18 protein-coding genes are annotated in these 21629 nt (G+C 70.0%); 17 read left to right on the top strand and 1 reads right to left on the bottom strand.

Annotated features, from left to right (window positions below):
* Positions 1 to 66 precede the first annotated feature (66 nt).
* Positions 67 to 1080: a hypothetical protein gene (locus AB0J64_RS10660; protein WP_364023845.1), complete on the bottom strand. Its 1014-nt coding sequence runs from the start codon at positions 1078 to 1080 to the stop codon at positions 67 to 69.
* 124 nt (positions 1081 to 1204) lie between these two features.
* Here AB0J64_RS10660 and AB0J64_RS10655 point away from each other — a divergent pair, with 124 nt between their 5' ends.
* From AB0J64_RS10655 to proB, 17 genes are all read left to right on the top strand, one after another.
* A complete protein-coding gene (locus AB0J64_RS10655) occupies positions 1205 to 2500 on the top strand; it encodes a folylpolyglutamate synthase/dihydrofolate synthase family protein (RefSeq protein WP_364023862.1) in 1296 nt (431 codons plus the stop codon).
* Positions 2497 to 2838, top strand: a complete 342-nt coding sequence (locus AB0J64_RS10650) for a DUF4233 domain-containing protein (protein ID WP_364023843.1) — start codon at positions 2497 to 2499, stop codon at positions 2836 to 2838. Before AB0J64_RS10655 ends, AB0J64_RS10650 begins: the two co-directional genes overlap by 4 nt.
* Positions 2839 to 2847: 9 nt before the next feature.
* Positions 2848 to 4419 carry a hypothetical protein gene (locus AB0J64_RS10645; RefSeq protein WP_364023841.1) on the top strand — a complete coding sequence of 524 codons (1572 nt, stop codon included), beginning with the start codon at positions 2848 to 2850 and terminating at the stop codon, positions 4417 to 4419.
* A 175-nt stretch (positions 4420 to 4594) separates the two neighbouring features.
* Complete coding sequence (gene ndk / locus AB0J64_RS10640) at positions 4595 to 5005, top strand: nucleoside-diphosphate kinase (RefSeq protein WP_090773482.1); 411 nt, start codon at positions 4595 to 4597, stop codon at positions 5003 to 5005.
* 395 nt (positions 5006 to 5400) lie between these two features.
* Positions 5401 to 6432, top strand: a complete 1032-nt coding sequence (locus AB0J64_RS10635; protein WP_344989608.1) for a rod shape-determining protein — start codon at positions 5401 to 5403, stop codon at positions 6430 to 6432.
* A complete protein-coding gene (mreC, locus tag AB0J64_RS10630) occupies positions 6432 to 7310 on the top strand; it encodes a rod shape-determining protein MreC (RefSeq protein ID WP_364023836.1) in 879 nt (292 codons plus the stop codon). Before AB0J64_RS10635 ends, mreC begins: the two co-directional genes overlap by 1 nt.
* A 352-nt stretch (positions 7311 to 7662) precedes the next feature.
* Positions 7663 to 8127 carry a rod shape-determining protein MreD gene (gene mreD, locus AB0J64_RS10625; protein WP_364023834.1) on the top strand — a complete coding sequence of 155 codons (465 nt, stop codon included), beginning with the start codon at positions 7663 to 7665 and terminating at the stop codon, positions 8125 to 8127.
* Entirely contained in the window at positions 8124 to 10169 is a 2046-nt protein-coding gene (gene mrdA, locus AB0J64_RS10620; protein ID WP_364023831.1) for a penicillin-binding protein 2, read from the top strand. The genes mreD and mrdA overlap by 4 nt, the downstream gene beginning before the upstream one ends.
* Positions 10170 to 10503: 334 nt before the next feature.
* The gene (rodA, locus tag AB0J64_RS10615) at positions 10504 to 11670 is read left to right on the top strand and encodes a rod shape-determining protein RodA (RefSeq protein WP_364023828.1); all 1167 of its coding nucleotides are present in this window, start codon (positions 10504 to 10506) and stop codon (positions 11668 to 11670) included.
* A 3-nt stretch (positions 11671 to 11673) separates the two neighbouring features.
* Positions 11674 to 11853, top strand: a complete 180-nt coding sequence (locus AB0J64_RS10610) for a hypothetical protein (RefSeq protein ID WP_364023825.1) — start codon at positions 11674 to 11676, stop codon at positions 11851 to 11853.
* Between the two features lie 40 nt (positions 11854 to 11893).
* The gene (locus AB0J64_RS10605; protein WP_364023822.1) at positions 11894 to 13804 is read left to right on the top strand and encodes a TIGR03960 family B12-binding radical SAM protein; all 1911 of its coding nucleotides are present in this window, start codon (positions 11894 to 11896) and stop codon (positions 13802 to 13804) included.
* A gap of 153 nt (positions 13805 to 13957) precedes the next feature.
* On the top strand, positions 13958 to 14710 hold the full coding sequence (locus AB0J64_RS10600) for a TIGR03936 family radical SAM-associated protein (protein ID WP_364023820.1): 753 nt from the start codon (positions 13958 to 13960) through the stop codon (positions 14708 to 14710).
* A gap of 144 nt (positions 14711 to 14854) precedes the next feature.
* Positions 14855 to 17932 (top strand): Rne/Rng family ribonuclease, encoded by a 3078-nt coding sequence (locus AB0J64_RS10595; protein ID WP_364023817.1) that lies wholly within the window; start codon positions 14855 to 14857, stop codon positions 17930 to 17932.
* A gap of 215 nt (positions 17933 to 18147) precedes the next feature.
* On the top strand, positions 18148 to 18450 hold the full coding sequence (gene rplU / locus AB0J64_RS10590; RefSeq protein WP_049575732.1) for a 50S ribosomal protein L21: 303 nt from the start codon (positions 18148 to 18150) through the stop codon (positions 18448 to 18450).
* A 15-nt stretch (positions 18451 to 18465) separates the two neighbouring features.
* Entirely contained in the window at positions 18466 to 18723 is a 258-nt protein-coding gene (gene rpmA, locus AB0J64_RS10585) for a 50S ribosomal protein L27 (protein ID WP_012893687.1), read from the top strand.
* A 154-nt stretch (positions 18724 to 18877) separates the two neighbouring features.
* Complete coding sequence (gene obgE, locus AB0J64_RS10580) at positions 18878 to 20230, top strand: GTPase ObgE (RefSeq protein ID WP_364023813.1); 1353 nt, start codon at positions 18878 to 18880, stop codon at positions 20228 to 20230.
* Positions 20231 to 20454: 224 nt separating this feature from the next.
* A complete protein-coding gene (proB, locus tag AB0J64_RS10575; protein ID WP_364023859.1) occupies positions 20455 to 21582 on the top strand; it encodes a glutamate 5-kinase in 1128 nt (375 codons plus the stop codon).
* Positions 21583 to 21629: the final 47 nt, after the last annotated feature.

Raw genomic sequence — 21629 nt, 5'->3', positions numbered from 1 at the left:
GGTCACCGCCGCACAATATTTATGAAAGAGGGCCACCCTTCGGGGTGGCCCTTTTTGCGTTCCCGGTCAGTCCTCAGCCCATACGAGCTCGAAGAGCCCGGACTTCGGTGGCTTCACTTCCCCAAGCTTCCTGTGAGCGCCGGTGCGCGTGTCGACCCGGAACAGGATCTCGTGGTGCGGCTCGCCCGTACCGCATCTCAGGAGTACCTCCGAGGTGCTCAGCCATCGACTCGAGTGGCAGCTGCCGGCCCTGTCCCGCAGCGGCAGGGAGAGATGTACGTCATGGAGGACCTTGCCGCTCGCGGTGTCGATGGTGACCAGCCGGGCCGGGCGGATGTCGGCGCCGCCCGCAGGGAAGTTCCTGGACACGACCTGCGCGGCTTGCCCCTTCCCATCGGGGGTCAGGACACCGGAGGCCTGGGCGACACGTAGCCGGCGAGGCAACGGAGTCTTGGTGGTGCCTGACGGGTCCGTCACGGAGAACGACTTCTCGTCCTCGACCATCAACCGCTTGCCCGCTATGTCGAGGCGGAGCAGGGTCGCATCTCGCGGCAGCCGCCAGATCGTCCGCCCGTCGGCCACCTGCGCGATGAAGGCGGCCGGCATGGCGTTCTCATCGTCTTCTCCGTCGTCGGCCTCGAATTCGACGTCCAGCCACCGCCCGTTGCCGAGCAGCGTCGGTGAAACAGTGAGATCGGCCATCGCTTGTGCGGGCACGTTCTCGAGAATGGGACGTACGGTGCCGTTGACGAGATCGCGGACGACGATGCGGTGGTCGCTCGCCCTCTCGTACGCGATGAGGCGGCCGTCGGCACTCAGGTCGACGGGGTTGCCGCCGTCGGCGTCCGTGAGCTCCCAGGTCCTTCCTTCACGGGTCACGATCCGCCAGTTGGCGCACTCCTCCTGCGGGCCTTCGGTGGCGACGCTCTGGCAGAGGTACGCGTACGCGGCCGGCCCTTGAAAAGGCTGGTCCGAGTCGGCGGACTGCGCTGTGGCAGCCGGGTTCCGTGGGATCAGGGCGGTCACCAGCATCGTGAGGGCCCCCGCCGCCACGGCGGTGATCGCAATCGGTCTCTTCATGTCATCCTCCCCACGGGGTTGGACGCGACGGAGACCGGCGATGTTCGAGGACGCCCGGGGCGGGAGCGCTTCGGGCAGTCAGTAGGGTTGAGGGGTGGATTATCGTGCGGTCGAACGCGCAATCATGGAGCGCGGCGTCGAGTGGGATTTCGAGCCGACGCTCGACAGGATCGCGGCCCTTCTTGACCTGCTCGGCTCGCCGCAGCAGGCGTACCCGGTCATACACATCGCCGGCACCAACGGCAAGACGAGCACGGCGCGGCTCACCGAGGCGCTGCTCAGGGAGCGCAACCTGAGGGTGGGGCGGTTCACCAGCCCCCATCTCGTGTCGATGCGCGAGCGGATCACCGTGGACGGGGAGCCGCTGAGCGAGGAGCGGTTCGCCGAGGTCTTCGAAGAGATCATGCCCTACGTCGAGCTGACCGACAGCCAGGGGCACCGGCGCATCCAGTTCTTCGAGTTGCTGACCGCCATGGCGTTCGCCGCGTACGCCGACACGCCCGTCGACGTCGCCGTGATCGAGGCGGGCATGGGCGGGTCCTGGGACGCGACCAACGTGGCCGACGGCACGGTGTCCGTGATCACGCCCATCTCGCTGGACCACATGGACCGGCTCGGGCCCGACATCCCCAGCATCGCCTCTGAGAAGGCCGGGATCATCAAGCCCGGCGCGACCACCGTGCTCGCGCAGCAGGAGCTGGCCGCGGCGGAGGTGCTGATGCGGCGGGCCGCGGAGGTGGGGGCCGTCGTGGCCCGTGAGGGCCTCGAGTTCGGCGTGCTCAGCCGCGAGGTGGCGATCGGCGGGCAGCTGCTCACCCTGCGGGGGCTCAAGGGCGTCTACGACGAGGTCTACCTGCCGCTCTACGGCGCGCATCAGGCGAGCAACGCCGTCTGTGCGCTGGCCGCCGTCGAGGCGCTGACCGGCGGCGACGACCCGCTCGACGCCGATCTCGTACGACAGGCGTTCGCGCAGGCCTCCTCGCCGGGGCGCATGGAGGTCGTGCGCCGCACGCCGACGGTCGTGATCGACGCGGCGCACAACCCGGGCGGCATGCAGGCGACCCTGGAAGGGCTGCACGAGGCGTTCGACTTCGCCAAGGTCATCGGGGTGGTCGCCGTCATGCGCGACAAGGACGTCGACGCGCTGCTCGAGCTGCTCGAGCCCATTCTCGACGAGATCGTCGTCACCCGTAACTCCTCGCCCAGGTCGATGTCGCCCGAGGAGCTGGCGTCGCTGGCCGAGCCGCTGTTCGGCGAGGAGCGCGTACAGATCGTGGACCGGCTCGACGACGCCATCGACAGGGCCATCGGCGTCGCCGACTCCGAGGGCGAGTTCAGCGGCACGGGCGTGCTCATCACCGGGTCCGTCGTCACGGCGGGCGACGCGCGGCAGCTGCTGAAAGCGGATGGTTCGCGATGAATTTCCAGGTCACTCCGGGCATGCGCCGATTGGGCGCGAGCGTGCTCGGCATGGAGGCCATCGTGGCCGGGCTGATCACGCCTGTGGCGATCACCGTGGGCGGCGTCGCGCCGGGGCTGGCCGTGACCGCCGGCATCGGCCTCGCCGTGCTGTGCGTGGTCGCGGCGGGCCTGCTCAAGAGGCCCTTCGGTTACGTTCTCGGCAGCGTCGTACAGGTGCTGGCGATCTGCACGGGATTCCTCGTTCCGGCCATGTTCTTCCTCGGCGCGATCTTCACCGCGCTGTGGATTACGGCGATTATCGTCGCTCGCCGTGTCGAGGGCGCTACTTCCCGCTAAAGTCGGCGCATGACCGTCCCCCCGATCCAGCGGTCGGCCGGCCTCAGGTCGCCATGGCTGCTCGACGTCACGCTCGGGCTGCTCGTGGTGGCCGCGCTGCCGTTGGCCATCGTCACCATTCCCAATACGCTCTCCGTCGTCGCCAAGCTGCTGCCGGGCGGCATCGACCAGGTCGGCCTGATGCGCACGCACGGGCTCGCCCTGCCCGCGCTGATGCTGACCGTGCCGCTGGCGGCCGTCGCGCTGCGGCGGGTGCCCGTGCTCCACGTGCTGCTCGGCGGGCTGCTGCTGGTGGCCCTGTCGGACGCCGCCGGTGGTTTCGCGGGCTCGGAGCTCATGGTCGGGGCGGTGCGGGTGCTGCGCGGCGTGGGTGCGGGAATGGTCGTCCCGGCCACGCTGGCCGCGGTCTGGACCCGCGGACCGATGCTGCGGGCGCTGTGGGTGGGCGTGTTCAGCCTGAGCCTGCTCGCGGCCCAGGCGCTGGCGCTCTGGCCGCTCGACAAGGCGAGCAGCTGGAAGGTCACGCTGCAGCCGTACCCGATGCTGACGGGGGTCGCCCTGGCGCTGGCCGGTGCGTACGTGATCGTCTGGATGCTGCTCGGGCGGCCTGACGGGCCGGGGATCGACGACGGGGAGCGGAGCCGGTTGCTGCTGGCCGTCGTGCCCGCAGTGGGCATCGCGGCCTTGGGGATCGCCACCGCGACCGAGGAGTGGCGGGCCGTACCGGTGATGCTGCTGGCGGCGCTGGCGGTCGCGGCGCTGCTGGCGCTGGCCTCGATCGGCACGGCGGAGAGCCGCACGCTGTCGTACTCCATGGTGGCGGTGGGCGTCGTGCTGCTGCCCAGCGCGGCCCAGGTGACGATGGTGGAGATGGGCGGCCTCGGCGGGCCCGGGCTGAAGGGGCTCTGGGTTCCCTACGGTGTGGCAGGGGTGCTCGCGGTGGCCGCGTCCGTGGCGGTGCGGCGGCTCGCACGGGCATCGGGGCGGTGGCTGGCGCCTCTGGGGCTGCTGGCCATGGTCGTCGGGCTGTGCTCCGTGCGGCTCATGGTGCCGTCCGCCTCCGGGCTGGTGCTCCTCGTGCCGTTCTCGCTGCTCGCCGTGGGAGCGGCGGTGGCGCTGACGTCGGCATTGCAGGAAGTGGGTGTCGGGGCGGCCGTGTTCGGGCTGTCGCTCGGCCTCGCGGGCGTGCTGGCGGGTTTCCTGCTCGGTACGGGCGTGCAGATGGCGATGCTGAACGGAGTGTCCTCGGCCCAGGAGCTGGTCGACAGCTTCGTCGGCGCCCTGCATTCCTGGGCTCTGGTCGGTGGGTTCCTTGTGGTCGTGGTCATCGTGCTGGCCGCGGTGACGGCCCGGCGGAGTGCGAGGAACGTGCCTCAGGTTCCGTGCGCCGGTCCTGGTACGCCTGTCGTCGCGGAGGCCGATGACGACGATCCGCCTGCTGCGGCGGGGGCGGAGGGGGCGGCCTCCGTGCCTCCCGCGGGTGCCTTCGGCGAAGCGGAGCCGCAGGGCGATGGCGAGGCGGGTCCGTTGCCCGCCGTGCCGCCGCAGGGCCACTCGCCGGAGGACACCGCCTCCTCTTAGCCGCCTGACTGTGCTGCCTCCTCGCCGGCCCTTCAGCGAAACGAGGGTGGCTGCGCGGGACGGTAAGCTGGGCCCCAAGCCACGGCGACGCGCGGGCCCGTCCCTCGCGAAGCATCCGCGGCCGGGCAGGGAGCCCGTGGCCGCGAACCTCACTCTCTTCGAAGGAGAACTCCAAGTGTCCGAGCGCACTCTTGTCCTGATCAAGCCTGACGGGGTAAAGCGCGGCCTCATCGGTGACGTGATCGCGCGCGTGGAGCGCAAGGGCCTCAAGGTCGTGGCGATGGACCTGCGCACCCTCGACGCCGACACCGCCAAGGCGCACTACGCCGAGCACTCCGAGCGGCCGTTCTTCGGCGAGCTCGTCGAGTTCATCACCTCCGGCCCGCTCGTCGCCCTGGTGCTCGAGGGCCCGCGCGCCGTCGAGGCGTTCCGCGCGCTGGCCGGCGCCACCGACCCGGTCAAGTCGGCGCCCGGCACGATCCGCGGCGACCACGCGCTCGAGATCGGCGAGAACGTCGTTCACGGCTCCGACTCGCCGGAGTCGGCCGCCAGGGAGATCAAGATCTTCTTCCCTGACCGCTTCTAGGCGATCTCGGTTCGCACTGTCGCGCCCGCGCAGCTTCCGCGCTGCGTGGGCGCGCGTTTTTGTCAGCGGCCCGCCGTATGTTGGCGGGAGCATGGCGTGCGGGCGCCGATTCGTGGAGAAAGCTGTGTCACGGTTTTGTCGGCTGTTCTCCCTATGGTTGGCAGAGTCAGCACGTGAAGTGGGAAGTACATGATCGTAGTCGTGGGCGTTTTGGATCGTTCCAGCAGCTGATCGGGTGTTGTGGTGCAATCCGGGCAAAATCGCGGTTGAGGTAGCGGCTGGAGATTTTTGTGAGGCGCGAGGGCTCATTGCGCCCCTCGGTGGGTACGTCACGTTACGATTCGAATTCGATCCGTAGTCATTCGCGAACGACGTTACGGAGGGCTCCGTTCCCCATGGGCAGCAAGCTCGCGTTTCTCGGCCGTGACATGGCGGTCGACCTGGGCACCGCCAACACGTTGGTCTACGTGCGCGGCCGGGGCATCGTCCTCAACGAGCCGTCAGTCGTAGCGATCAACACCGCCACCGGCAAGATCGTCGCCGTTGGCATCGAGGCCAAGCGGATGATCGGTCGTACGCCCGGCAACATCGTCGCCGTCCGACCGCTCAAGGACGGCGTGATCGCCGACTTCGACGTCACCGAGCGAATGCTGCGATATTTCATTCAACGGGTGCACCGACGCCGGCACCTCGCCAAGCCGCGCATCATCATCGCCGTGCCCAGCGGGATCACCAGCGTCGAGCAGCGCGCGGTCAAGGAGGCCGGCTACCAGGCGGGTGCCAGGAAGGTCTACATCGTCGAGGAGCCCATGGCGGCTGCCATCGGGGCCGGTCTGCCGGTGCACGAGCCGACCGGAAACATGGTGGTCGACATCGGCGGGGGCACCACCGAGGTGGCGATCATCTCGATGGGCGGCGTGGTCACCAGTCAGTCGATCAGGATCGGTGGCGACGAGCTCGACCAGGCGGTGATCTCGTTCGCCAAGAAGGAGTTCTCGCTGATGCTCGGCGAGCGCACCGCCGAGGAGATCAAGATCGCCATCGGCTCGGCCTCCCCGGACGGGGAGGAGTCGCACGCGGAGATCCGCGGACGTGACCTCGTCAGCGGGTTGCCCAAGACCATCGTCGTGTCGAGCGGGGAGATCAGGAAGGCCATCGAGGAGCCGGTCAACGCGATCGTCGACGCCGTCAAGACCACGCTCGACAAGTGCCCGCCCGAGCTGTCCGGCGACATCATGGACCGCGGCATAGCGCTCACCGGCGGGGGCGCCCTGCTCAAGGGGCTGGACGAGCGGGTCAAGGCCGAGACGGGCATGCCCGTCCACCTCGTCGAGAACGCCCTCGACTCGGTGGCCATCGGTTCCGGCAAGTGCGCCGAGGAGTTCGAGGCGCTCCAGCAGGTCTTGGTGCCGGAGTCGCGACACTGATGAGGGACTCGCGCCGTGCCCGGCTGATCCTCGGAGGGCTGCTGATGGCGGCCCTGGTCATCCTGACCATCGACCACCGTGCCGGGGACAGCTCACCGCTGAGGCCGCTGCGTTCGGCCGCGGCCTATGTGTTCGGCACGGCGGAGCAGTTCGGCGGAGGGTTGGTGCGGCCCGTCGGAGGGTTCGTGGGCGCCGTCGTGAGCGCGCCCAGCGCCCAGGAGCGCATCGACGCGCTCAAGGCGGAGAACGCCCGGTTGCGCAACGAACTGGTGGCAGGCAAGCTCGACGCGACCCGCTCCAAGGAGCTCAAACAGCTGCTCGGCCTGACGGGGACGGCTGGGTTCAAGGTGGTGCCGGCCAACGTGGTCGCCAGGCGCGGCCTGCCGGGCTTCGAGGACGCCGTCCAGATCGACGCGGGCGCGAGCGACGGGATCCGGTCCGAGATGACCGTGCTCAACGGCGACGGGCTGGTCGGGCGCGTCATCCGTACGTCCCCGCACACCTCGACGGTCGTGCTGCTCAGCGACCCCGCCTCGGCCGCCGGGGCGCGGCTGGAGGGCGGCAAGGAGATCGGGGTGGTGCACGGGGTGGGGGAGCACGGGCGGCTTGTCCAGTTCCGGCTCCTCGACTCCACGGCGCCGCTGACCCGGGGGGCGCGGATCGTCAGCTTCGGGTCGCAGAACGGCAGCCCGTACATGCCCGGAGTGCCGATCGGGGTGATCGAGCGGGTGGAGCTGACGCCGGGGGAGCTGACGCGCATCGCGTACGCCCGGCCGTACGCGGACCTGACGGCGCTCGACGTGGTCGGTGTGGTGGTGGAGGCGCCCAAGCGGACCCCACGTGACGTGGTGCAGCCGACCAAGGAGGGATTGCGATGATCGGGAGGCGGTCTGGCTCCCGGCCCTTGCCCCCGAAGAGACGGGGTGACGCCTGCTGGAGCTGTGGTGGCCGTGTGGGCGCTTGCAGGGGGCAGGTGGAGCGTTCCACCTGGTCAGCTTGTGCCGCCTGCGTAGGAGGGGTTGTGGCGGCGTCCGGAGCGGACTCGACGGCCGGGCCCGGTGGTGGGCGGTCGGCGGTGCGAGCCGGGCACGGTGTCGGGCGGTCGGCGGTGACGGTGGTCAGGTCTGGGGCTGGGCGGGTGTCTGTGCGGGTGCTCACGTCCGGTGCCGGGCGAGCGTCGGTGCGGGTGGCCGGGTGTCGGATGGTGAGGAGTTCCCGGGAGGGGGCGCTGTGATCGGTGGGTTGTCCGTGCTGCTGGCCTTGCTTGCGCAGGTCATGCTGGTCAACCGGGTGTCCCTGCCGGGCGGGGGCGCTCCCGATCTCGTGCTGCTGGCGGTGATCGGCGCGGCGATGGGGCGGGGCGCGCCGTACGGGGCGGTGCTCGGGTTCTGTGCCGGGCTGCTCGCCGACGTCATGCCGCCCACCGCTCATCTCTTGGGGCAGTACGCGTTCGTGCTGGCGGTCGTCGGCTATGTCGCCGGGCGCGGCGCGGGCGGGCCGGTGACGACGGTGGTGCTGTGCGTGCTGATGGCACCGTTGCTGGCGGCGTTCGTGGTCGAGCTTCTCTCCGATCCCCGGATGACACTGTCGATGCTGACCGACCAGGTGCCGGTCACCGTCGTCTACACGCTGCTCGTTTCTCCCATGGTGATCTGGCTGACCACGCGGGGCAGGGAGGCGAGGTTCTCGACATGATCAGGATGCGGGCCAGGCTGCTGGTGTTGCACGTGCTCGTGGTGATGATGCTCGTCGTGCTGGCCGTGCGGTTGTGGCAGGTGCAGGTCGTACGCGGGCGCGAGTTCGTGACCCGGGCGACGGAGACCAGGACGCGGGCCGTGATCGTGCCGGCGGTGCGCGGGCAGATCCTCGACTCACATGGGCGGCCGCTGGTACGCAACAGGACCGCGCTGGTCGTGTCCGTGGACAGGACCAGGCTGACCAGGATGCCCGACGGCGGTCTCTCGGTGCTGCGCAAGTTGTCGGCCGTGCTCGGCAGGCCGGTCAAGGACCTGCAGCAGCGCATCACGCCGTGCGGGCCCGGGGTGTCCAAGCCGTGCTGGACGGGTTCGCCGTACCAACCCGTCCCGCTGGACGAGAAGGTGGACACCCGGGAGGCGCTGCAGATCCTCGAGCGGCAGGAGGAGTTTCCCGGGGTGACGGCGGAGATCCATTCCGTCAGGCAGTATCCCGGCGGACGGGCCGGGGCGCAGATGCTCGGCTACCTGCAGCCGGTCACCGAGGCGGAGCTGGAGAAGCGGGAGGGCCTGAAGGCCAGCTTCTCCGGGGTGGACCTGGCCGGGCGGGACGGCCTCGAGTACGTCTATGACGACGCGCTGCGTGGCAAGTCGGGGCTGCGCAGGGTCCAGGTCGACAGGATGGGCAAGGCGCTCGGGGTCGAGGAGCAGATCACACCCATCCCGGGCGACCACCTGGTGACCAGCATCGACTCGCGGGTGCAGGGCGTGGTGGAGAAGGCGCTGGCCAGGGCGATGAAGTCCGCGCCTGGGGCCGACGGCGGCGCGGGGGTCGTGCTCGACGCGCGTACCGGACGGGTGGTGGCGCTGGCCAGCGCGCCCGGGTACGACCCGGCGATCTGGGCGGGCGGGATCTCCACGCGCGGATACCAGTGGCTGCTGTCGGACAAGTCCGGCAACCCGCTCGTGTCGCGGGCGATCAACGGCCAGTTCGCGCCCGGCTCGACGTTCAAGATCTCGTCGGTGGCGGCGATGCTGCGGTCCGGCTACCCGCTGAACGGCACCTACGACTGCCCCGGCTCCTACATGGTGGGCGACCGCGCCTTCAACAACTTCCACGGCATCGGGCTGGGCTCGATGAACCTGCACACCGCGCTGGTCAAGTCGTGCGACACGATCTTCTACCGGGCCGCGTACGAGCAGTACCTCAAGGACGGCGGGCGCAATCCGAAGAAGGACACGAAGGAGGTGTTCGCCAACACCGCCAGGGCGTTCGGGTTCGGCAGCCCGACCGGGGTGGACCTGCCCGGTGAGTCCTCAGGGCGCATCCCCGACCGGGCATGGAAGAAGGACCTGTGGAACCGGACCAACGCCGTGACCTGCGAGCGGTCCCGCAAGGGGTATCCGGAGGTCAAGGACCGGGCGCGGGCCGACTTCCTCAAGCGGCTGGCGCTGGAGAACTGCACCGAGGGGTTCCTGCTCCGGCCGGGTGACTCGGCCAACTTCGCCATCGGCCAGGGCGACGTGCTGGTGACGCCGATGCAGCTCGCCCGGGCGTACATGGCGCTGGTGAGCGACGGGAAGCTGCGCAGCCCGCGCATCGGTTGGGCGCAGGTGCGGCCCGACGGCACGGTGGTCAAGACCATCCCGGTGCCGGTGGTGGGCAAGCTGCCGATCTCCGACAAAGAGCGCATGTACATCAAGAACGCGCTGAGCGACGTGCCCTCCGACGGCACCGCCGCGGGGGCCTTTGCGGGGTTCCCCATGAACAAGATCCGCATCGGTGGCAAGACCGGCACCGCGGAGGTGTGGGGCAAGAAGGACACCTCGTGGTTCGCGTCGTTCGCGCCGACCAACAACCCGCAGTACGTGGTCGTGGTCATGGTCTCGCAGGGTGGGATGGGCGCGGAGACGGCGGCGCCCGCGGTGCGGGAGATCTACGAGGGGATCTACGGCATCAAGCGGCCTCCGGCCGTGCCCGGCGGGAAGCTCACGACGAGACTGCCCCGGTTCTCGCCCGACGGAACGGTGGCCGGAGGATGAGCGCCCGAAGGATGAGCGCCCGGAGGATGAGCGCCCGGGGGACGAGTGCCCTGGAGGCAAGTGTCCAGGGGGCGAGTGCCCAGGAGGCGAGTGCCCTGGAGGCGAGCGTTCGGGGGGCGAGCGCCCAGGGAGTGAACGTCGTGGCGGGCCGTGGCGGGCGCTCTGATGTCGGTGGGCGCGGCGGTGGCCGGTGGATCGTCGGTCGTGGGGTCGTGCGGCGGTGGGCCGGTCGCGGGGTCGTGCGGTGGGTGATGGGCTGTGCGGCCGGGTGGGTGGTCGGGTGTGCGGTCGGCTGGCTGGTCGGCCGTGCGGCTGGTGAGACGGGGGGTCGGAGATGATCGACCGTGCGGCGGCCATCCGGCGGCCCTCGCTGCTGCGGCGGGTGACCGCCGAGAACTCGACGGTGCGCAGGCTCGACGGGCTGATGCTGGTCGCGGTGGCCGGGCTGTGCGTGATCGGGACGCTGCTCGTGTGGTCCTCCACCAGGACCTGGGCGCCGGGATCCACGGGCCTGGTCAAGAAGCACGTGTTCAACGAGGTCATCGGAGTGGTGCTGTGCGCCATCGTGGCGATGGTCGATCATCGGGCCATGCGGGCGTACGCGCCCGTGGTGTACGTGGTGTCGCTCATAGGGCTGGGCCTGGTGATCACGCCGTTGGGCGCGACCATCAACGGGTCACACTCGTGGATCCTGCTCGGCGGGGGATTTGCGGTGCAGCCGTCCGAGTTCGCCAAGGTCGGACTGCTGCTGATCATCGCGATGCTGCTGGCCCAGCCAGGAGAGGGCAGCGATCGGCCGCGCGGGCTCGACGTGTGGCTGGCGCTCATCGCCGCGCTGGTCACGATGGGGCTGGTGATGCTCCAGCCTGACCTCGGGACGGCGCTGGTGCTGGCGGTGATCACGGCCGCCGGGCTCATCGTCGCGGGCGTGCGCAAGAGGTGGATCGCGGCGCTGGCGATGCTGGGGGTGGCCGGGGTGTTCTCGGTGTTCCACTTCCAGCTGCTCGAGCCGTACCAGGTGGCGCGGTTCACGGCGTTCGTCGATCCGAGCGTCGATCCGCGCGGTGTCGGCTACAACAGCACGCAGTCGATCATCGCCATCGGCTCCGGGCAACTGCTCGGTAAGGGTCTGCTCGGGGGCGGGCAGACGACCGGCAGGTTCGTGCCCGAGCAGCACACCGACTTCATCTTCACCGTGGCGGGGGAGGAGTTCGGGTTCCTCGGGTCCGTGACGGTCGTGCTGCTGCTCGGGGTGGTGCTGATACGCGGGCTGAAGATCGCCAGGCAGTGCGATGACAGGTTCGGGACGCTGGTCGCGGGGATGATCGTGTGCTGGTTCGCGTTCCAGACGTTCGTCAATGTGGGGATGACGATCGGGATCATGCCCATCACGGGGCTTCCGTTGCCGTTCGTCTCGTACGGCGGCACCGCCACGTTCGCGAATCTCATTGCGATTGGGCTTCTTCAGGCCATCAGGGTGCGAAGACAGTCGTTTAATTGAGACATGTTCCTGGCCTATTGCGATGAGTGCGAAGAGCGCTTTCTGCTGCCCGCCAACCACGTCGTCGGCGTGCACAATCTGGCTGACGGCGTGATCGCGGTCGAGCTGACCTGCTACGAAGGGCACCACATCCTGGTGCTCAGCGGAAACGACATCGACATCCCAGGCCCCGCCACCGTCTGACCGGACCTGCCACCGTCTGACCGCCGCTACGCTGGACGGTATGCCTGTCGAGTCGATTTTCCCCCGCCTGGAAGCGCTGCTGCCCAAGGTGCAGAAGCCCATCCAGTACGTGGGGGGTGAGCTCAACTCGACCGTCAAGGACTGGGACTCCGCCGACGTGCGGTGGGCGCTGATGTACCCGGACGCCTACGAGGTCGGGCTGCCCAACCAGGGTGTGGCGATCCTCTACGAGATCCTCAACGAGCTGCCCCGCACGCTGGCCGAGCGCACCTACGCGGTCTGGCCGGATCTCGAGGCGCTCATGCGGGCCGAGGGCGTCCCGCAGTTCACCGTCGACGGGCACCGGCCGGTGCGCGCCTTCGACGTGCTCGGGCTGTCGTTCTCGACCGAGCTCGGCTACACCAACATGCTGACCGCCCTCGACCTGGCGGGCATTCCGCTGCTCGCCAGGGAGCGGGGAGAGGACGACCCGATCGTGCTCGCCGGCGGCCACGCGGCCTTCAACCCCGAGCCGATCGCCGATTTCCTCGACGCGGCCGTGCTCGGTGACGGCGAGCAGATCTCCATCGCGATCAGCGAGGTCATCCGCGAGTGGAAGGCCGAGGGCAGGCCGGGCGGCCGCGACGAGCTGCTGATGCGGCTCGCCGAGTCCGGCGGGGTTTATGTCCCGAAGTTCTACGATGTCGACTACCACCCGGACGGCCGCATCAAGCGTGTGGCGCCCAACAGGCCCGAGGTGCCGTGGCGGGTGCACAAGCACACCGTGATGGACCTCGACGAGTGGCCGTACCCGAAGAAGCCGCTGGTCCCGCTGGCCGAGACGGTGCACGAGCGGTTCAGCGTGGAGATCTTCCGCGGCTGCACCCGCGGCTGCAGGTTCTGCCAGGCCGGCATGATCACGCGTCCGGTGCGGGAGCGCTCGATCACCACGATCGGGGCCATGGTCGAGAACGGCATCAAGGAGTCCGGCTTCAACGAGGTCGGTCTGCTGTCGCTGTCGTCGGCCGACCACTCCGAGATCGGCGACGTCGCCAAGGGCCTGGCCGACCGCTACGAAGGCACCAACACCTCGCTGTCGCTCCCCTCGACCAGGGTCGACGCGTTCAACATCGACCTGGCCAACGAGTTCTCCAGGAACGGCAGGCGCTCGGGCCTGACGTTCGCGCCCGAGGGCGGCTCCGAGCGCATGCGCAAGGTGATCAACAAGATGGTCACCGAGGAAGACCTGATCCGCACCGTCACCACGGCCTATTCGCAGGGGTGGCGCCAGGTCAAGCTCTACTTCATGTGCGGGCTGCCCACCGAGATGGACGAGGACGTGCTCGGCATCGCCGACCTGGCCAAGAAGGTCATCAAGGCGGGCCGTGAGGCGACCGGCAGCCGCGACATCCGCTGCACGGTCTCCATCGGCGGCTTCGTGCCCAAGCCGCACACGCCGTTCCAGTGGGCGGGTCAGGCCGACCACGAGACCGTCGACCGGCGGCTCAAGGCGCTGCGTGAGGCGCTCAGAGGCGACAAGGAGTACGGCAGGGCCATCGGCTACCGCTACCACGACGGCAAGCCCTCGATCGTGGAGGGCCTGCTCTCGCGCGGCGACCGCCGGGTCGGCGCCGTGATCCGCGCCGTCTGGGAGGACGGCGGCAGGTTCGACGGCTGGAGCGAGCACTTCTCCTACGAGCGCTGGATGGCGGCGGCCGAGAAGGCCGGCGTCGACGTCGACTGGTACACCACGCGTGAGCGTGAGGAGAACGAAGTCCTGCCGTGGGACCACCTCGACGCCGGGCTCGACCGCGAATGGCTCTGGCAGGACTGGCAGGAGGCCGTTTCCGGCGGTGAGGTCGAAGACTGCCGCTGGACTCCTTGCTACGACTGCGGCGTCTGCCCGACGATGGGCACGGAAATTCAGATCGGTCCCACGGGGCGGAAACTCCTTCCACTTACGGTGGTCTAGCGCGCTCAGTGGGCAGCCCGTGCCTCGGCGTACACATACACGCGTCAGGGCGGCTTATCCTGAGACGAAGGAACTCTTACAAGGGAAGGACGACAAGCTCTGAAACCTGTTCCCGAAGGGCCTCCGCCCGCGCCCACGGTGCAGCGCCTTCGCGTGCGTTACGCCAAGCGCGGTCGCCTGCGCTTCACCAGCCACCGCGACATCTCGCGGGCCGTTGAGAGAGCGGTCCGCCGTGCCGGTATTCCGGTGGCCTACAGCGCGGGCTTCTCGCCCCACCCGAAGATCTCCTACGCGGGCGCGGCGCCGACCGGTGTCGCCAGCGAAGCCGAATACCTCGAGCTCGGTGTCACCAAGCCGTGCGACCCCGAGCAGATCAAGCGGGGCCTTGACGGGTCGCTGCCGCCTGGGCTCGATGTGCTCGACGTTGTGGAGGCGGGTCCTGGGGCGTTGGCCGACCGCTTGGAGGTCTCCGAGTGGGAGGTGCGGCTGCCCGGTGCCGATCGCGAGCTCGCCGAGGTGGCGGTGGGCAAGTTCCTCGCGGAAGGTGCCGTGGAGGTCGAGCGCCTCACCAAGAAGGGTCCCCGCCGCTTCGACGCGCGGGAGGCCGTCCTGGGGCTGACGGTGTCCGAGGGAGCAGACAGAACCGCAGCTCAGGTGCTTGGAGGACCGTGTGTCATACTGCGCATGGTTGTTCGGCACATGACGCCTGCCGTTCGACCCGACGATGTGCTCACAGGGCTGCGCCTTGTGGCCGACTTCGCGCCGCCGGTTCCCCCCGAGGTGACCAGGCTGGCGCAGGGGCCGCTCGACGTCAGCACCGGTGCGCTTGCCGACCCGCTCGACCTGGACCGCGATACCACGCGCGGCGGCGAGGCGGGACCGGCGGGTGAGCACGTCGCCGGTTAAGGAAGCGCCCTGCGCGAGCGGGGCACGACCGCTGACAGGACTTGGCGTCGGCGCCTCCTCATCGGGGGCGCCGGCGGACAACGAGACACGAGGGCTCCTGCGCGGCGCGGCGACGCGCCCGGGAGCTGACGGGAGAGCGCCCGCATGCTCGAGAACGAGCCCAACGCCGGGGCCATTGGCCCTGACGGGGAGACAATTGAACAGCCCGAGGTGACCCCACGTCGCCGCTCCGCCAGCCGCCCCGCGGGTCCCCCGCCGGAGCTGCCTGAGGAGCCGGCCTCCGTTCCGGTCACCGTTGTCGCCGCGCAGGCCGCGCCGTCCGTGGCGAATGTGCAGGCGGTGCAGACGAACGCCGCGCAGCGTGCGGCCGGAGAGCCCGCACCCGAGATCCTGGCCGCCGCGGCGGCCGCTGACGAAGCCGGTGCGGTTCCCGCTGGTGCGGTTCCCGCCGGTACGGCTTCCGCCGGCGTGGCGGAGGCCCCTGGTACGGCAGCTGCCGGTGCGGTGGATGCCGGGGTGCCTGCCGCGCCCGAGAGCCCGGTCGAGGCGGCCGTGGCGGAGGCGGCCGCTGACGCGGTCGCCGAGAAGCCCAAGAGGGCCACGCGGACCCGGTCCACCGCCACGACGACGCGGCGCCGTACCACGACGAAGAAGGCCGAGCCGGAGGTCGCGGAAGCGCTCCCCGAGGCGGAGACGCCCGCTGAGCCCGCCGAGCCGGTGAAGCGCCGCAGGACCCGCAAGAAGACGGAGCCGGAAGAAGCCGTGACGCCCGCGGCGGCGGCCGACGAGTCCGACGCCGCGGAGGCGGCGGCCGGTGTCGGTGAGAGCGCCGTTGGAGCGACGGGCGGAGCCGGCCAGGGCGCTGTGACCGTCGGCGAGGATGCCGCCGGAGCGCCGGACGCCCGCAAGCGTGCCGCCCGAGCGGTGACCGGCAAGGGCGCCGCCGCGCAGGACGGCGCAGAGGTCCGCGCCGGTGAGGCCGCGCCCGAGGCCGCGCGCGCCGGTGACGAGGATGAGGACATCCTGGAGGTCCTGCCCGAGGACGAGCCGCTCGACGACGAGCCCGCGGGCGAGGACCTCGACGAGGATCTCGTGCGCCCGAGCCTGCTCGCCGACCCGTTCGGGATGACCGCCCGCAGGCAGGACGAGCCCGGCACCATGTTCCAGCGGCCGGCGGCCATCTTCGCGCCGCTGTTCCAGGCGCCCGATCCCAGCCAGGCCAAGCCCGCCGTCACCCGGCGGCCCGAGCCGCAGCCCGCTCCCGAGCCCGAGGAGATCGAGGAGATAGTCGACGAGTCGGCGACCGAGGACGAGGCCGACGCCGACGTCTCCGACGAGCAGGAGGAGGAAGGCACGGGCCGGCGCCGCAGGCGCAGGCGCGGTGGCCGGGGCCGCGGCAAGTCGCGTGAGCGCGACGAGGGCGACGAGGGCGACGAGCAGGAAGAGGACTCCGAGGAGGAGTCGGCCGAGGAGGGCGCCGCCCAGGACGAGGATGAGGGCTCCTCCTCACGCCGCCGTCGTCGCCGTCGCCGCCGGGGTTCGGACACGGACACCGAGCCGGCCAGCGACGACCCGCCGAACACGGTGGTCCGCATCCGCGCGCCGCGCGCCGGCCGTACGGCCACGCTCGACACCGCCACCGACGGCGTGCAGAGCGTGCGCGGGTCCACCCGGCTGGAGGCCAAGAAGCAGCGCCGCCGCGAAGGGCGCGAGCTCGGGCGCAGGCGCCCGCCGATCATCACGGAGTCGGAGTTCCTGGCCCGCCGCGAGTCTGTCGACCGGATGATGGTGGTGCGCCGCCAGGGCGACCGTACGCAGATCGCGGTCCTCGAGGACGGCGTGCTCGTCGAGCACTACGTCAACCGTGAGGCCAGCCAGTCCTACGTCGGCAACGTCTACCTCGGCAAGGTCCAGAACGTGCTGCCCTCGATGGAGGCGGCGTTCGTGGACATCGGCAAGGGCAGGAACGCCGTCCTGTACGCCGGCGAGGTGAACTTCGACACCGCCGGGATGGAGGGCCAGCCCAAGCGCATCGAGTCGGCGCTGAAGTCGGGCCAGTCGGTGCTCGTGCAGGTCACGAAGGACCCGATCGGCCACAAGGGCGCCCGGCTCACGTCGCAGATCAGCCTGCCGGGGCGTTACCTGGTGTACGTCCCCGACGGGTCGATGACCGGCATCAGCCGCAAGCTTCCCGACAAGGAGCGCACGCGGCTCAAGAGCATCCTGAAGAAGGTCATGCCGGAGAACGCCGGCGTGATCGTGCGTACCGCCGCCGAGGGCGCCTCCGAGGACGAGCTGGCCCGTGACGTGGCCCGGCTGTCCGCCCAGTGGGAGAACATCCAGAAGAAGGCCAAGTCGGCGAGCCCGCCCGAGCTGCTGTCCGCCGAGCCCGACCTGACGATCAGGGTCGTTCGTGACGTCTTCAACGAGGACTTCACCTCGCTGGTCGTGCAGGGCGACGACGCCTGGGACACGGTGGACGAGTACGTCAAGTACGTCGCGCCGCACCTGGCCGAGCGCCTGTCGAAGTGGGACGGCGGCCAGGGCGACGTGTTCGAGTCGTACCGGATCGACGAGCAGCTCGGCAAGGCAATGGATCGCAAGGTCTGGCTGCCCAGCGGTGGCTCGCTGGTGATCGACCGTACGGAGGCCATGACCGTCGTCGACGTCAACACCGGCAAGTTCACCGGTCAGGGCGGCAACCTCGAGGAGACCGTCACCAGGAACAACCTGGAGGCGGCCGAGGAGATCGTGCGTCAGCTCAGGCTGCGTGACATCGGCGGCATCATCGTCATCGACTTCATCGACATGGTGCTGGAGTCCAACCGCGACCTCGTGCTGCGGCGGCTGCTGGAGTGCCTGGCCCGCGACAGGACCAAGCACCAGGTGGCCGAGGTGACCTCGCTGGGCCTGGTCCAGATGACGCGTAAGCGGGTCGGACAGGGGCTGCTGGAGGCCTTCTCGACGCCGTGCGAGTGCTGCAACGGCCGTGGCCTGCTCGTCTCCACGGAGCCGGTCGAGACCAAGCCGGAGCCGCGCGGCACGCAGGGGAAGATGGCCGTCGAGAAGGCGGTCTCCGACAAGGTATCCGCGGCCAAGGACACCTCCGGCCGTGATACCGTGACCGGTGCGCTTGAAGACGTCCCGGCAGAGGACGACCAGGCCAGCCAGACTTCCGGCAGAGGGCGGCGACGCTCACGCCGAGCCAAGTCGGCCGAGTAGCCCTCGGCAGGCTTCCGACGTTCCGTCCGGTTCGCCTAGGGACCGCTGATCCGGTACCCTAGACAATCGGTGCGTCAGGTGACGTGCCCTGTTGGCGCGCTTACTCGGTTCGTCGGTTTGAGACAGGCCGAATGACAGGCGCAGCATTCGGCGGCCGCCTCTCCGTGAGGCGGCCGATGTACGAGACAACAGTGAGTCAGTAGAAGGGTTCCGCGGTGTACGCGATCGTTCGTTGCGGCGGCAGGCAGCAGAAGGTCTCCGTCGGTGACGTCCTCGAGGTGGACAAGGTCGCCGGCGAGGTCGGCTCTTCGGTTTCGCTGCCGACGGTGCTCGTCGTCAACGACGGCGACGTGACCACCGAGGCGGGTAAGTTCACGGTCAGCGCCGAGATTCTCGGCGAGACCAAGGGCCCGAAGATCCGCATTCTCAAGTACAAGAACAAGACCGGTTACAAGAAGCGCCAGGGTCACCGCCAGCGGTACACCCAGGTGAAGATCACCGGTATCGACCAGGCCTGATCGGGAGTTTGAGAGATGGCACACAAGAAGGGCGCGTCGTCCACCCGGAACGGCCGTGACTCCAACGCCCAGCGCCTGGGCGTCAAGCGCTTCGGTGGCCAGCTGGTCAACGCGGGCGAGATCATCGTCCGTCAGCGGGGCACCCACTTCCACCCTGGCGACAACGTGGGGCGTGGCGGCGACGACACGCTGTTCGCGCTGGCGGCCGGGCACGTGCAGTTCGGTGTCAAGCGCGGCCGCCGGGCCGTGAGCATCGTTCCCGTCGCGGAGTAGGTTCTCTCCTCTCCGTCGACCCTGGTTCTGTTGCATTAGGGGTGGATCGCGCTGTCGATCCGCCCCTTTTGCTGTTGGCCGGGCACCGTTGTTTTGCGCCGCGTGTCCGATGTTGGGATGAGAGGCCCCCGCGAGGGGGATGGAGGAGTGCGGGATGCCGGACTTTGTGGACCAGGTGGTCCTTCATATCGGTGCCGGTGACGGAGGGAACGGGTGCGCCTCCATCCACCGGGAGAAGTTCAAGCCGCTCGGCGGCCCCGACGGCGGGAACGGCGGCCGGGGCGGTGACGTCATTCTCGAGGTCGACCCCAACACGGCGACGCTGCTCGAGTACCACCGCCGGCCGCATCGCAAGGCCGAGAACGGCAAGCAGGGGCAGGGCTCGAACAGGGACGGGGCCAACGGGGGAGATGTGATCCTGCCCGTGCCCAACGGCACCGTGGTGAAGGACGCCTCCACGGGTGAGGTGCTGGTCGATCTCGTCGGCGTCGGCACTCGGTACGTGATCGCCGAGGGTGGCCACGGCGGGCTCGGCAACGCCGCCCTGGCCACGACCAAGCGCAAGGCGCCCGGGTTCGCGCTGCTGGGTGAGCCCGGGGACGCGCTGGACGTCATGCTGGAGCTCAAGAGCGTGGCGGACGTGGCGCTGGTCGGGTTCCCGAGCGCCGGTAAGTCCTCGCTGATCGCCGCGTTGAGCGCGGCCAAGCCCAAGATCGCGGATTACCCGTTCACCACTCTGATCCCCAACCTGGGGGTGGTGACCGCCGGGGAGACCGTGTTCACCGTCGCCGACGTGCCCGGCCTGATTCCAGGGGCCTCGCAGGGCAAGGGTCTCGGGCACGAGTTCCTGCGGCACGTCGAGCGGTGCGACATGCTCGTGCACGTCATCGACTGCGCCACGATGGAGCCGGGACGGGATCCGATCACCGACTACGAGGTGATCGAGGCCGAGCTGCGGGCGTACGGGAAGCTCGAGGACCGGCCGCGGCTGGTCGTGCTGAACAAGGCGGACGTGCCCGACGCTCAGGAGCTGGCCGAGCTGGTCACGCCGGAGTTCGAGGCCCGGGGGATGCGGGTGTTCACGATCTCGGCCGCCACGCACCAAGGGCTGCGGGAGTTCACGTACGCGATGGGCGAGTGGGTCGCGGCGGCCCGGGCCAACAAGCCCGTCGAGGAGCCCACCCGGCTGGTCATCAGGCCCAAGCAGCTCGGCGACGCCGGGTTCCGGGTGCGGCGGGTCAACGAGACCCTGTTCCAGATCACCGGCGAGAAGCCGGAGCGGTGGATCAGGCAGACCGACTTCACCAACGACGAGGCCGTGGGCTACCTCGCCGACCGGCTCGAACGGCTCGGTGTGGAGGCGGAGCTGGCCAAGGCCGGGGCCACCGCGGGCGCCGAGGTGGTCATCGGGCCCATGGAGGGCGGCTACGTCTTCGACTGGCAGCCCACGCTCCACGCCGAGTCCGTGCGCCAGGGTCCGAGAGGGTCCGACAACCGCCTCGGCTGAGGCCCTCTGCGGGCTGCTGAGAGGCGTTGTGCCGTGCCTACCCGGCGGAACGCCGTCGCGGCGATGATGGGGGCGTGGCGTCGGCCGTGGCCTGTGCGCCGGGCCGCGGCGGCTCTGCGCCGGGCCGCTTGGCCGGGCCTGGGCTGGGCCGCTTGGCCGGGCCGCTGCGGCGGGCCGCTGCGGCGGCGCCCGGGCGGCCGAGGGGCTCTTCGGCCTCGGATAGGCTGCGAGACGTGCGGGAACAGATCAGCTCAGCGTCGAAGGTCGTTGTCAAGGTCGGCTCCTCCTCGCTCACCACCCCCCAGGGCATGATCGACGTCGACCGTGTCGACGCCCTCGTGGACGTGCTGGCGGCGCGGCGCCGTACCGGGACGCAGATCGTCCTGGTCTCCTCCGGGGCGATCGCGGCGGGCCTCGGCCCGCTCGGGCTGACCGCGCGACCGCGCGACCTGGCCACCCAGCAGGCGGCCGCGTCCGTCGGGCAGGGCGTGCTCGTCGCCCGCTACACCTCCTCCTTCGCCCGCTACTCCCTGCGCGTGGGGCAGGTGCTGCTGACCGCCGACGACATGATGCGGCGCGTCCACCACGCCAACGCCCAGCGCACGCTCAACCGGCTGCTCGAGCTGGGCATCGTGCCCATCGTCAACGAGAACGACACCGTGGCCACCGACGAGATCCGCTTCGGCGACAACGACCGGCTGGCGGCCCTGGTGTCCCACCTGATCCACGCGGACGCGCTCGTGCTGCTGTCGGACGTGGACGCGCTCTACGACGGCCCGCCGAGCCGCAGCGGCACCCGGCGCCTGGCGGAGATCCGCGGGCCCGAAGACCTGGTCGGCGTCGAGCTGGGGAAGAACGGCGCGGCGGTCGGCACCGGTGGCATGGTGACCAAGGTCCAGGCCGCCAGGATCGCCACGGGGGCCGGGGTCCCCGTGGTGCTCACCGCGGCCGCCCATGCGGCCCAGGCGCTCGGCGGAGCCGATGTCGGCACCTACTTCCACCCCGGCGGCCGGCACCCCGGCACGCGGTTGCTGTGGCTCGCGCACGCCACCACCGGACGCGGGCGCCTCCACCTCGACCAGGGCGCGGTGGAGGCCATCGTGACGCGGCGCAAGTCGCTGCTGCCGGCCGGGGTGACGTCGGTGGAGGGTGAGTTCGCGGCGGGCGATCCGGTGGACCTGTGCGGCCCTCAGGGGCTCGTGGTGGCCCGCGGCCTGGTCAACTTCGACGCCACCGAGATCCCCGGCCTGCTCGGCCGCTCCACCAGGGAGCTGGCGAGCACGCTCGGTCCGGAGTATGAACGCGAGCTGATCCACCGTGACGACATCGTCATACTGGAAACTCACAGCTAGCGCTCCAGGGAAGAGTCCATGAGCGTGAGGGTCTCACCCCTCTGGAC

This window comes from Nonomuraea sp. NPDC049695 (genome assembly GCF_040674955.1).
Classification (GTDB): Bacteria; Actinomycetota; Actinomycetes; order Streptosporangiales; family Streptosporangiaceae; genus Nonomuraea; species Nonomuraea helvata.
The sequence above is the reverse complement of the archived record's forward strand: the minus strand, read 5'-3'. Positions and strand labels throughout refer to the sequence as shown.